This is a genomic window from Exiguobacterium sp. QJM3NY_9 (genome assembly GCF_056173545.1).
The window spans coordinates 2,701,729-2,714,430 of sequence record NZ_CM149679.1 but is presented as its reverse complement, the minus strand read 5'-3'; the positions used below and the strand labels follow the sequence as shown (position 1 = coordinate 2,714,430).

General features: G+C 50.1%; 13 protein-coding genes. 7 read left to right on the top strand and 6 right to left on the bottom strand.

Annotated features, from left to right (window positions below; genetic code table 11):
- Positions 1-157: 157 nt before the first annotated feature.
- The 6 genes from treC to AC0VYQ_RS13730 form a co-directional block, all read right to left on the bottom strand.
- The gene (gene treC, locus AC0VYQ_RS13755; protein ID WP_475403815.1) at positions 158-1,801 is read right to left on the bottom strand and encodes an alpha,alpha-phosphotrehalase; all 1,644 of its coding nucleotides are present in this window, start codon (positions 1,799-1,801) and stop codon (positions 158-160) included.
- A 25-nt stretch (positions 1,802-1,826) separates the two neighbouring features.
- The gene (gene treP, locus AC0VYQ_RS13750) at positions 1,827-3,266 is read right to left on the bottom strand and encodes a PTS system trehalose-specific EIIBC component (RefSeq protein ID WP_475403814.1); all 1,440 of its coding nucleotides are present in this window, start codon (positions 3,264-3,266) and stop codon (positions 1,827-1,829) included.
- A gap of 457 nt (positions 3,267-3,723) precedes the next feature.
- On the bottom strand, positions 3,724-4,431 hold the full coding sequence (gene treR, locus AC0VYQ_RS13745; RefSeq protein ID WP_475403813.1) for a trehalose operon repressor: 708 nt from the start codon (positions 4,429-4,431) through the stop codon (positions 3,724-3,726).
- A gap of 50 nt (positions 4,432-4,481) precedes the next feature.
- Positions 4,482-5,447: an ABC transporter permease subunit gene (locus AC0VYQ_RS13740; protein ID WP_475403812.1), complete on the bottom strand. Its 966-nt coding sequence runs from the start codon at positions 5,445-5,447 to the stop codon at positions 4,482-4,484.
- A complete protein-coding gene (locus tag AC0VYQ_RS13735) occupies positions 5,440-6,306 on the bottom strand; it encodes an ATP-binding cassette domain-containing protein (protein WP_214767772.1) in 867 nt (288 codons plus the stop codon). The genes AC0VYQ_RS13740 and AC0VYQ_RS13735 overlap by 8 nt, the downstream gene beginning before the upstream one ends.
- A complete protein-coding gene (locus AC0VYQ_RS13730; protein WP_088837981.1) occupies positions 6,300-6,668 on the bottom strand; it encodes a GntR family transcriptional regulator in 369 nt (122 codons plus the stop codon). Before AC0VYQ_RS13730 ends, AC0VYQ_RS13735 begins: the two co-directional genes overlap by 7 nt.
- A gap of 177 nt (positions 6,669-6,845) precedes the next feature.
- Between AC0VYQ_RS13730 and prfA the strand changes: the two genes are divergently transcribed.
- The 7 genes from prfA (at position 6,846) to glyA (ending at position 12,637) form a co-directional block, all read left to right on the top strand.
- A complete protein-coding gene (gene prfA, locus AC0VYQ_RS13725) occupies positions 6,846-7,904 on the top strand; it encodes a peptide chain release factor 1 (RefSeq protein WP_029331769.1) in 1,059 nt (352 codons plus the stop codon).
- Complete coding sequence (gene prmC, locus AC0VYQ_RS13720) at positions 7,904-8,752, top strand: peptide chain release factor N(5)-glutamine methyltransferase (RefSeq protein ID WP_088837980.1); 849 nt, start codon at positions 7,904-7,906, stop codon at positions 8,750-8,752. Before prfA ends, prmC begins: the two co-directional genes overlap by 1 nt.
- A complete protein-coding gene (locus AC0VYQ_RS13715; protein WP_475403811.1) occupies positions 8,749-9,747 on the top strand; it encodes an L-threonylcarbamoyladenylate synthase in 999 nt (332 codons plus the stop codon). The genes prmC and AC0VYQ_RS13715 overlap by 4 nt, the downstream gene beginning before the upstream one ends.
- A gap of 17 nt (positions 9,748-9,764) precedes the next feature.
- Positions 9,765-10,280: a low molecular weight protein arginine phosphatase gene (locus AC0VYQ_RS13710; RefSeq protein ID WP_475403810.1), complete on the top strand. Its 516-nt coding sequence runs from the start codon at positions 9,765-9,767 to the stop codon at positions 10,278-10,280.
- Between the two features lie 5 nt (positions 10,281-10,285).
- Complete coding sequence (gene rpiB / locus AC0VYQ_RS13705; protein ID WP_029331763.1) at positions 10,286-10,726, top strand: ribose 5-phosphate isomerase B; 441 nt, start codon at positions 10,286-10,288, stop codon at positions 10,724-10,726.
- Positions 10,727-11,266: a TIGR01440 family protein gene (locus tag AC0VYQ_RS13700; protein ID WP_214767769.1), complete on the top strand. Its 540-nt coding sequence runs from the start codon at positions 10,727-10,729 to the stop codon at positions 11,264-11,266. It begins immediately after the preceding gene.
- A gap of 111 nt (positions 11,267-11,377) precedes the next feature.
- Positions 11,378-12,637 (top strand): serine hydroxymethyltransferase, encoded by a 1,260-nt coding sequence (gene glyA / locus AC0VYQ_RS13695; RefSeq protein WP_088837978.1) that lies wholly within the window; start codon positions 11,378-11,380, stop codon positions 12,635-12,637.
- The last annotated feature ends 65 nt before the right edge of the window (positions 12,638-12,702 follow it).

Genomic DNA, 12,702 nt, shown 5'->3' with positions numbered 1-12,702 from the left:
AGGAGTCAGATCACAATCCATCAAACGGCCGACGCTTCCGACTTTTTACGGAAGCATCGGCCTTTTCTATGCAAATTCTTATCGTTCACAAGAGAAAGGGAGGTGGATTTCCGGATCATACACTGGAAATCCACCTCCCTCTATTCATTTCAAATCGTTAAGTGGTCCGGTAGAACATGACCGACTCATATGGACGTAATGTGACGTTGCGCCCGTCTTGTGCGACATCAGGATAGTTCTGAATCAAGACGTCGGCGTCCGACATCGTCTCTGGTAACGTGAACGTCGTTTCTGAACTGTAGAAGTTCGAGAGGACGAGCAGCTGTTCGTCCTCTGTCGTTCGTTCGTACGCCCAAATCGACAAGTCGTCCGGTGTGAGAAGACGATACATTCCGTTCGTCAACACGTCATATTGTTTTCGTAATTGAATCAACTTTTTATAGTGGTGGAACACCGAATCAGGATTAGCGACGGCAGCTTTGACATTGATGTCAGTATAGTTCGGAGCGACGTCGATCCACGGCGTTGCTTCTGAAAAACCGGCGTGAAGCGTCGTGTCCCATTGCATCGGTGTTCGGGCATTGTCGCGTGATTTTTGGCGGATTGCCGCAAGAATCTGTTCAGGTGCTTCGCCCTGAGCAATTTTTTCTTCATAGAGATTCAATGTTTCGACGTCACGATAATCTGTAAGATCCGTGAAATCCGGATTCGTCATCCCGATTTCTTCACCTTGATAAATATACGGTGTGCCTTGAAGTCCATGTAACGTCGTCGCAAGCATCTTCGCGCTTTCGACGCGGTAGACGGTATCGTCACCGAACCGGCTGACGACACGGGGCTGGTCGTGGTTGCACCAAAAGATGGCATTCCACGCTTTTCCCTGCATTCCGACTTGCCAGTCCGACAGGATCCGTTTTAACTCAAGAAAATCGAATGGCGCGGCTGTCCATTTTTGACCGTCCGGATAGTCGACTTTTAAATGGTGGAAGTTAAAGGTCATCTTCAACTCTTCCTCGCTGACATTTGAATACTGCCGGCAATGATTGAGTGTCGTCGAGGACATCTCACCGACCGTCATCAAGTCATAACCGTCAAACACACGTTGATTCATTTCCTGGAGGTACTCATGGACACGAGGTCCATCCGTATAAAACGTTCTGCCGTCTCCAGTCGGATCATTGGGGAACGATTGATCCTTCGAGATGAGATTGATGACATCCAGGCGGAATCCACGGACCCCTTTGTCGCGCCAAAACTGCATCATCTGATAGATGTCTTCGCGAAGACGCGGGTTTTCCCAGTTGAGATCGGCTTGGGTTTGATCGAACAAATGAAGATAATATTTGCCGGCGACTTCATCAAACGACCAGGCCGGACCACCGAACTTCGACTGCCAGTTGGTCGGTTCATCCCGCCAAATGAAATAATCATGATACGGACTGTCGGGATTCCGTCCTTGCTGGAACCAGTCGTGCTCCGTTGAACAGTGATTGACGACGATATCCATCATCACCGCTAAATCACGTTTCGTTGCTTCCGCAAGCAGGTCATCGAAGTCTTGCATCGTCCCGTAAGAAGGGTCAATCGCATAATAGTCGCTGACATCATACCCATTGTCATTTTGTGGTGAGGCATAGACAGGCGTCAGCCATAAATAATCGATGCCGAGTGACGCGAGATAGTCGAGTTTTTCCGTGACGCCACGGAGGGTGCCCGTCGCTTTTCCTTCCGGGCTATAAAAACTTTTCGGATAGATTTGATAAACAGCGGATTTCCGCCAGTCGGTCGTTGTGAGCGTCATACAAGTCACACCTTTCTAAAAACAGTTACGCAGCATCTTTGAGTGCCGCTTTTCGTGCGCGTTTCGTTGAGACGTAATGGAACAGGAACGTACAGACAACCGGGATAACAATCGCAATCACCATACCGATGATGAACGACAAAATCGATCCGGGAACGATTGAGATGAAGGCAGGCAAACCACCGACACCGATTGCAGGAGCTAAGACACCGCTGACGGCGATGAAAGAAGAAGCGATGGCTGATCCAACGAGTGCTGCATAAAATGGATATTTAAAGCGTAAATTGACACCGAACATCGCCGGTTCCGTAATTCCGAAGTAGGCAGAAATCGCGGACGTCGACGCCATGTTTTTATCATTCGCGTTTTTCGCGAGGAAGAGCATGGCGAGCGTCGCTGATCCTTGAGCGATATTCGAGATGGCGATCATCGGCCAGATGAAGGTTGAGCCACTTTGTCCAATCAGTTGAAGGTCGACGGCGATGAACATATGGTGCATCCCCGTGATGACGAGTGGCGCATAGAGGGCACCGAACAACAAGGCACCAAGCAGCGGGACGGCTTCGAACGTATTGACGACACCAATCGTGATCCAGTCGCCGAGCTGACGCGTGACGGGACCGATGACAGCAAGGGCAAGGAAACCAGTTAAAGTAATCGTCGTAATCGGTACGACGAGGAGCTGGATTGCATTCGGAACACGTTCCTTGAGCCATTTTTCAATCGTACTTAAGACATAGGCTGCTGCGAGTACAGGCAGGATTTGACCTTGGTAACCGACCTTTTCGATTTCGAAGAGACCGAGTATGTTGAATGTCGGAATCTCGCCTTTTAACGCACTTTGTCCATAGTTCCAGGCATTCAGGAGGTCCGGGTGGACAAGCATCAGTCCCATGACGATCCCAAGGATTTCACTCCCGCCAAACCGTTTCGTTGCCGACCAGCCGACCAGTGCCGGTAAGAAGACGAAGGCGGTGTTCGCCATCATATTGATTAAATCCCATAACCCCTGGAGGTTCGGGTAGCGGTCAATCATCGTTTTTCCGCCGAACTCGATGCCGAAGAGATTGTTGATCCCCATCAAGAGACCAGCGACGATGATGGCAGGAATGATTGGCATGAAGACGTCGGAGAAGACTTTAATCAGTTTCTGGAACGGATTCATCTTGGAAGCACCGGACGATTTGACGTCGGCGATGGTCGTTGCTTTTAATCCGGTCAATTGAATGAATTCGGCATAGACGCGGTCGACATCCCCCGCACCGATGACGATTTGATAGACGCCGGCATTCAAGAATGCCCCTTTGACGAGCGGGACTTCGAGTAAGGCATCTTGTTCGACGAGGTTTTGATCTTTCAGTGTCAGGCGGAGCCGCGTCACACAATGGGCGGCTTGCTCAATATTATCTTTCCCACCGATTCGCTCGATGAGTTGTTCAGCAATTTGACGGTAATTAGGTTTCATCTCTCATTCTCCTTTTGGATTGAACTGAAGACATCACTTGAAATGAAAACGTTTTCTTATCTGCGCAAATTCATCTTAACTTATCTATATAAGTTAAGTCAACAACTTATATAGATAAGTTTAAAAGGGTTAAAGAAGAGGAGACTTCAATCCTTTCTGAATCAAGATAAAAACCGCCTCTCCGACAAAATCGGGAGGCGGTTTAAGACTGTAGACAACGTGCTATGGGGAGATCAAGCGTCTGTTTTCGTTGCGTTCCTCGGGCGAGGCGCAAGCTGTTGCACGGACAACGAGCAGGGTCTTGCCTGCCTCTGAACGTGCGTTAAAAACGCACTTTTCCCGTAGGAGTCAACGAAACGTAACGCTTTTCAGGTCATACCATGAGGAAAATCCAGGCATGCAAACGGGTTAGAGCGCATTCTGTCTCGAATCGTCTTTTGAGCGGCCATCTTGCGGTCTATCGACGCGCGATATCCGTAAATTGAAATTTGTCGAGGCGGTGACGGGATTCTGTATGCTCGAAGTGTTGTCCTTCGTAATAATAGGTGTCATTCGTGATGACGATGACATGCGTCGTCCCTTCTAAGTCGAGTTGTTCCCGATCTTCAGCTGTCGCAGGTTGCGCTTCGATTTTTCGTTTCGCATAGCTGATTTGCCGGTTCAACGTTTGTTCGATATACGTATAAATCGAGCCGGAAGCGACCGCTGAAGTGAGTCCTGGGACGAGTTCTGTCACGAAGTGGTTGATATCAAAAATGACGCGTTCACCGTCGATGATTCGAATCCGTTTGATTCGTGTGATCGATGTTCCTTTTTTTACACTGAATAACTGAGCGAGCTCATCCGTCGCATCGATGACGTCGCAAGACAAAACGTCCGTTTCAACTTCGTGTTGCCCCATTTTTTGATGGGCTTCCGAGAAGCTGACGATGCCATTGAACTGAAACTCGATCGCATCTTGACTCAAGACGAAGACGCCTTTGCCTTGTTGTTTACGAACAAAGCCTTTTTCGAGCAACGCATCGATTGCCTTACGGACTGTCCCGCGACTCGAAGAGAATTCTGCCATCAATTCCGTTTCTGACGGTAATTTCGTTTCAGCAGGTAATGACCCATCCTGAATCCGGGCGGCGAGTTGTTGGGAAATTTGAAGATATTTTGGCATGGGTGTAGACCGTCCTTATTTAAAAGATTTGAAACAAGTGTAGCACGGATTCAGCGACTCCACCCAATCATCCGGCGGTAGGAACTGAAGGCAGGCCAGGCGAGAATCAAGACGGCGAGCCAATACAGGATTTGATTCTCGGACGAAATGACGCCGATGACGGCAGCGAGTATGAACGTCGTATAGACCGTAAAGAGAACGATGAAAAACGGATGCGACTTCGGGAAGACGGTAAAGCGACCGAGTCGCTCGTTTTCGCTACGCACATAAAGCTGACGGCTGATGACGAGAAGCAGGATCGTCAAAGCAGCGCTGTAAATCGCAGGACCGGTTAAGTCATTCGATTGGAACAACAACGGGAACGGGGTTGTGACCGTCATCAAAAAATCCAGTGACGATGTGAAATCATCCTTAAGTCCGAAACCGAGTGTCGTGACAGCAGCGATGGCAAAAAACGTGAAGTAATTCAAAAAGAACAGGAACATCCCGATTAAGAGCTGACCGATGATATCACCCGCAATCGTTCCTGCGAACAAGAAAATGGCGAAGACAGTCATATCGAAGATGAAGAATTTAAAAAAGTCATATGTGAGATCACTCAAAGTGACGTAATCAAAAGGATGGATGCCACCGATGCCTTGTAAGATGAACCAGCTCGAGAAAAAGCCGAGGATTGGAATGATGATCAATACGGCGGCCCCGATACTCAACTTAATGAAGAATAGATGTTTTTTATGAATCGGTAAGGCATGGAGGATTAAACTGCGTCCGCTGCCCCGTTCTTGACCAACCATCAAAATGGCGAAGACGGCAATCAAAAGCGCTCCGAAACCGGCGAAAATCGGGCTGACGAGTACGGTTTGCAAGAGATTTGGTTTTGCATCAAGACGATACGTATCGAAATTCTCGATGGCGGAGAAACTGCTGAAGCCGTAGCTGAAGATTGCGAGTAAAAAGAACGTCGCGAGCGGCCAAATGCCTTGTTTGATATGGTAACGAATCAATTGTTTAATCATGACGATTTCCTCCGAACGTTCCTAAAAAATAGTCTTCCATCTGGACCGGTAAGGCGTCCTTTAATAAGGGATTCGTCTTCTCTAAGTAAAGCTTTCCTGCGTCCGATAAGACGAGCAAGGTGACGACGCGTCCAGTTTGTGTCAGCACATGAATGTCATGGTGCTTCAGCTCGGGGACGATCTCGTAGACGACTTGCCATTTTTGCATGCTCGCTTTTGCATCGTCGAGCGTCTTTGGTTCCTTGACGAGGTGCTGTTCGATCGTCATCACGCGGTCCGCGAGCGTATCGAGTTCCTCGAGTTGGTGTGAGGCAATCAAGACGGCTGTCTGACGCTCCGTCAGTAAAGAGACCAGTTGCTGTAAATAGTTGCGCTTATTAATCCGGTCGAGTCCGTCTGTCGGTTCGTCGAGTAACAAAACAGGGGCGTTCGTCGCAAACGCGAGTTGCAGCAAGAACAGTTGCGCCTGTCCTTTCGAGAGCGACGTCACTTTCCGACCACGATCGAGGTTCGACGAGCGGCAGTAGTTTTCGATATAGGTCCGTTCGAAGTTCGGATAAAAAGCCTGATAAAACTCAATCAGTGATCCGAGTGTCATCTGACGGTAGACGCCGATGGAATCGGGGACGAGAAATAGATGCTTCCGTGCTGCCGGGACGTCGTGGATTGACTGGTTGTTCCATTCGACTTTCCCGCGCGAGGGTTCGAGTGCCCCGACAAGTGTTTTCAGTAACGTCGTTTTTCCGGCGCCGTTTCGTCCAATCAATGCTGTGATCGTACCAGCAGGCAATGTGAACGAGGCGTTTTCATAAATCATCGTCGAATCGATTTGTTTTGTTAAGTGTGACACGGTCAACATGATGAATCCTCCCTGTGTTGTATGAGTAACTGATAAAGTTCTTCGTTCGAAATCGATAGTTCATTCGCGACAAGGCAAAGTGTCGTGATGTGCTCTTGAATGGCAGCTTGTTTGACTTGGTCAAGCGGCAAATCCGAGACGAAGGAGCCTTTTCCTCGCATCGTAACGATAAAGTCTCGGCTTTCGAGTTCCTGATAAGCACGGGAGACAGTGTTTGGATTGACGAGTAACGTGCTCGCAAGATCGCGGACCGACGGCATCTGTTCGCCCGACCGTAGGATTCCCCGCGCAATCGCGCGGATGATTTGCGTGACCAGTTGCTCGTAAATCGGGAGCGGACTTTTCGGATCAACGGTAAACATCCTTCCACCTCCTTAAGTGTATTAATTCAATTAGTACACTAATTATAGGAAAATGACCGTCTGACGTCAACTACCGGTCTGACGACGGAAGTGACGGTCGCGAGGAGGTCTTGCTACTGACGTTCTAAATATTTGCTATACTGACGATAGAAGAACCGTCAGGAAGGATGACCGATTATGTTGGATCGATTAAGTGCGTTAGAGGACCGTTATGAAAAATTAAATGATCAGTTGGCTGACCCGGCGATCATTAATGATACGAATCAATTACGAGAGGTCTCAAAGGAGCAATCCCAGCTCGCGCCGACCGTCGAAACGTATCGCGTTTACCGCGATAAGATGGAAGCCTATCAAGAAGCACGTCAAATGTTGACGGATCCCGAGATGCGGGACCTCGCGAAAGAAGAAGTGGCAATCCTGGAGCCGGAAATCAAGGAACTCGAAACGAAATTAAAAGCGTTACTCTTACCGAAAGATCCGAACGACGACAAAAACGTCATCGTCGAGATTCGGGGTGCGGCAGGAGGCGACGAGGCAGCCTTATTTGCGTCTGATCTTTTCAAAATGTATTCGAAGTTTGCTGAGAAACAAGCCTGGAAAATCGAAATCATCGATGCGAGCTACACGGAACTCGGCGGCTATAAAGAAATCATCTTCATCGTCAAAGGGACAGGTGCGTACTCGAAACTGAAATATGAGAACGGCGCCCATCGCGTCCAACGTGTGCCTTCGACAGAGTCAGGCGGACGGATTCATACATCAACAGCGACCGTCGCCGTCTTGCCGGAAGCAGAAGATGTCGAAGTTGAAATTCACGATAAAGATGTCCGCGTCGATACGTTTACATCGAGCGGTCCCGGCGGTCAGTCCGTCAATACGACACAATCCGCTGTCCGCGTGACACACGTGCCGACAGGAATCGTCGCCAGCTGTCAGGATGAGAAATCGCAAATTAAAAATAAAGAAAAAGCAATGAAAGTGTTACGAGCACGCGTCTATGATAAAATTCAACGCGAACAGCAGGCCGAGTACGATGAAAAACGCAAATCAGCTGTCGGGACGGGCGACCGTTCCGAGCGGATCCGGACGTATAACTTCGCTCAAAACCGGGTGACGGATCACCGAATCGGCTTGACGATTCAAAAGCTCGACCGGATTCTCCAAGGCGAGATGGATGAAGTCATCGACACGCTCGTGATGGAGTACCAGGCACGGGCATCGGAGGCGGCGAACTGATGCGGATTGCGAAACGATTGAATCAAGCACAAACGATGTTAGTCGCGGCAGGACGCGAGGCGTCGAGTGCCGAATGGTTACTTATGCATGTGTTACAAGTCGACCGGACGGGATTGCTCGTGCGACTTTCGGACGAATTATCGCCGGACGATGACCTGTTATTCAGCGAATACTTACTGGCACACGTCAATGGTGTTCCCGTCCAACATTTGATCGGGTACCAACCCTTTTATGGACGCGATTTTCAGGTTACGCCAGCTGTCCTGATTCCCCGTCCGGAAACGGAAGAATTGATTGAGTTCGTCGTCCGTCGTTTAGGCGGGGAGACGTTCCACCCGGGTGAAATCGTCGATATCGGAACGGGAAGCGGAGCGATCGGGGTCACACTCGCGCTCGAGCTCAGACAGCCGGTCACGACGGTCGATATTTCAGAAGACGCACTTGCGGTCGCGAAAAAAAATCAAGCGGCACTTGGCGGCGACGTAACTTTTTTACAAGGGGATCTGCTTGAGCCGCTCGCCGATCAATCGGTCCGTGTCCTCGTCTCGAACCCGCCTTATATTGAAGAAGATGAGTTGCTCAGTGACGTCGTATTTGACCATGAGCCTCACCTCGCGCTGTTCGGCGGAAAAGACGGTCTCGTTTTTTATCGTCGCTTGATTGACGGCAGCACACGTATTTTAAAGGACGATTTTCGCTTGATTGTGTTTGAAATCGGACACAATCAAGGAAGTGAAGTGCAAATGATGTTAAAAGAGCGTTATCCTACTGCGGAAACGGGTATTTTAAAAGATATAAACGGTAAAGACCGTATCGTGTATGCGGAACGAAAGGATTGTACAGAGTGAAGACGGAAATGATCGATCAACAGACACTGGATGTAGCAGTAAACTTATTAAAAGCAGGGGAAGTCGTCGCGATGCCGACAGAGACCGTTTATGGTCTTGCGGGGGATGCGACGAGCGAGACGGCCGTTCGGCGAATCTTCGCCGCGAAGGGCCGACCGTCCGACAACCCATTGATTGTCCATGTCGCGTCAATCGAACAGGCAGAGCAGTTCGTCACTCATATTCCGGCTGTCGCGAAACGTTTGATGGATACGTTTTGGCCAGGTGCCTTGACGATCATTCTAGAATCGAACGGAACCGCTTCAAGCCTCGTCACCGCAGGACTTGATACGATCGGATTACGGATGCCGGACCATCCTCTTGCACTTCAATTGATTGAAGCGACAGGACTAGGGTTAGCGGCACCGAGTGCCAACCGTTCCGGAAAACCTTCTCCGACGTCATCGGCACATGTCGCCTATGACCTCTCGGGACGAATCGCAGCAATCGTCGATGGGGGAGAAACCGGTATCGGTGTTGAATCGACCGTCATCGACTGTACGATGACACCTCCGGTCATTTTACGACCGGGCGGCGTCACACGTGAGCAGCTGGAAGGCGAGATCGGCACCGTGGCACTCGATCCTGCTTTATCGATGAAAGATAAAACACCGAAGGCACCGGGAATGAAGTACACGCACTACGCACCGGAAGCAACATTGTCCGTCGTGGCGGGCGACCTCTCTTTCCTGCAGCAGCTCATCGATGAAGCACGCCAAACCGGACAAAAGACCGGCGTCATTCTCTTTGACGGAGAAGACGTCGAAGCAGATGTCCGCTGTTTCCTCGGCACGACCACAGAAACAGCGGCACAGCGTCTTTACGATTGTTTACGGCGATTTGATCAGACGACGGTGGATCAGATTTTTGTACGGGACCTATCAGAAGAAGGGGTTGGGCTAGCAGTCCGAAATCGGCTCCATAAGGCAGCAGGTGGTCGGATCATTCGCCCGTAAAGAAGGAGGATACTGAGATGAGCACACGTCGCGTATTGTTTATCTGTACTGGAAATACATGCCGGAGCCCGATGGCGATGGCATTACTACGCTCAAAAATCGCAGATCAAGAGTTTGATGTCCGGTCTGCGGGACTTCGTTCGATGCAAGGCTTCGATGCGTCAGAGAACGCACTCCAAGTATTGCGGGAACGGGGAATTGAACTCGAGCATTATACGCAAGTTTTCGATGATGTTCTCGGACGCTGGTCTGACATCATCTTGACGATGACGCGGAGTCATAAACAAGAAGTCGGGGAACGTTACCCGGAACTGAAGGACCGGACGTTCACCCTCTATGAATATGTGACAGGGCTTGAGCGGGACATCAACGATCCGTACGGTGGATCGATGAACGTCTATCGCCAAGTTCGAAATGAACTCGAACCCCTCGTCAACCGTCTTGTGTTAAAATTAACGCAGAACGGAAATGGAAGAAAAGCGCCGGACAACCGGAAACTTCCGAAAAAACAACCTAGACAAACGGGGGAATAGTTCAGATGAAAGTAGCAATCGGTGCAGATCATGGTGGCTTTAAACTCAAAGCAGAAATCAACGGTTTATTAAAGGAACTCGGGATCGACTATACGGACTTCGGTACGTATTCGTCTGACTCGATTGATTACCCGGACGTCGCGATTCCCGTCGCGGAGGCCGTCGCGAACGGTGAATTTGATCGTGGAATCCTGATTTGCGGAACAGGAATCGGAATCGGAATCGCAGCGAATAAAGTCAAAGGGATTCGTGCGGCACTCGTCCATGATACGTTCAGTGCAAAAGCGACACGTCAGCATAACAACTCGAACATCCTGACGATGGGCGAACGTGTCATCGGACCGGGTCTTGCGCTTGATATCGCAAAGATTTGGTTAGAGACGGAGTTCGAAGGTGGACGTCACGAAAACCGTGTCTGCAAAATCTCGGATTATGAGGTGAAGTAAATGGATCTCGAACAGATTAAACAGGATCTTGAAGCCTCGTTGACCGATTTGAATGAGCGCTTCCCCCTCAAAGGGAAGCTGCTCGTCATCGGTTGTTCGACGAGTGAAGTCATCGGTAAACAAATCGGAAAAGCGGGTTCGCCGGAAGTCGCCGAAGCATTGTTTGAGGTGTTCGATACATTTCGTCGTTCGCATCAAATCGATCTTGCGTTCCAAGGTTGTGAACACATCAACCGCGCCTTGACGCTCGAACGCCAAACGGTTGAACGACTCGGACTGGAACCGGTCACGGTCGTCCCGGTACCGGAAGCAGGTGGTTCGATGGCGAGTATCGCCTACGAACGTTTTTCTGCCCCGGTCGTCGTCGAATCGATTCAAGCAGATGCTGGAATCGACATCGGAGACACGTTCATCGGCATGCACTTGAAGCCGGTCGCCATCCCGGTTCGCCTTCCGCACCGGGAAATCGGTGAGGCACATGTTACGGCAGCAACGACGCGTCCGAAGTTAATTGGTGGAATGCGTGCTAAATACGAATGATTCGTGCAAGGGGTTGCATACCTCTTGCTATTTTTCTGCACTTTTTGTGGGTGCCGCGGACTGATTATTCGTGTTAAGATAGGCGTATCGAAAATGAATGGGGGAATTCAGATGGAACAAACACCGCTTACGTATCTGAAACAGCAAGATGAGGAACTCTTTTCGGCAATGCGCAAGGAACTAGGACGTCAACGCGATAATATCGAGTTGATTGCGTCAGAAAACTTCGTCTCGCAAGCTGTCATGGAAGCACAAGGTAGCGTGCTGACGAACAAGTATGCAGAAGGTTACCCGGGACGCCGTTATTACGGTGGATGCGAATTCGTTGATCTCGCAGAAGACTTGGCACGCGATCGTGCGAAAGCAATCTTCGGTGCGGAACATGCAAACGTTCAACCGCACTCGGGCGCACAAGCGAACATGGCCGTCTACTTTACGATTCTTGACCAGGGCGATACGGTCCTCGGGATGAACCTCTCACACGGTGGCCACTTAACGCATGGTAGTCCTGTGAATTTCTCCGGTGTTCAATACAACTTCGTCGAATACGGTGTCGATCAAGAGACAGAGATGATTGATTACGATGTCGTCGCGAAGCTTGCAGAAGAACACAAACCAAAATTGATCGTTGCGGGAGCATCGGCTTATCCGCGCGTCATCGACTTCAAACGTTTCCGTGAAATCGCAGACAGCGTCGGCGCATACTTGATGGTCGATATGGCGCACATTGCAGGACTCGTTGCAGCGGGTCTGCACCCGAACCCTGTCGAGCACGCACACTTCGTCACGACGACGACGCACAAGACGCTCCGTGGCCCACGTGGTGGGATGATTCTCTGTAAAGAAGAACATGCGAAAGCAATTGATAAATCGATCTTCCCTGGTATTCAAGGCGGTCCCCTCATGCACGTCATCGCAGCAAAAGCGGTCGCGTTCGGTGAGGCACTTGCTCCTGAATTCAAAGACTACATTGGTCAAGTCGTCACGAATGCAAAAGTACTCGGTGAAGAATTGACGGCACGTGGTCTGCGAATCGTTTCAGGCGGTACGGACAACCACTTGTTGCTCGTCGACCTGCAGCCGCTCGGCATCACAGGTAAGCTCGCTGAGCATGCCCTTGATGAAGCGGGTATCACGGTCAACAAAAACACGATTCCATTCGACCCGGCCAGCCCATTCGTCACGAGCGGGATTCGAATCGGGACGGCAGCAATGACGTCACGTGGTTTTAAAGAAGAAGAAATGAAACAAATTGCGGCATTGATTGAACTCGTCCTCAAAAACCCGGAAGACGACGACACATTAAAAAATGCACACGAGCAAGTCCTTGCATTGACAGGTCGCTTCCCGCTTTACCCGGAACGCGGGTAATCGGAACGCATGCCGACCCGTCTGTTGAACCACCTCTTTCTTTTCGATCGCTGAGAAGTCAGAGG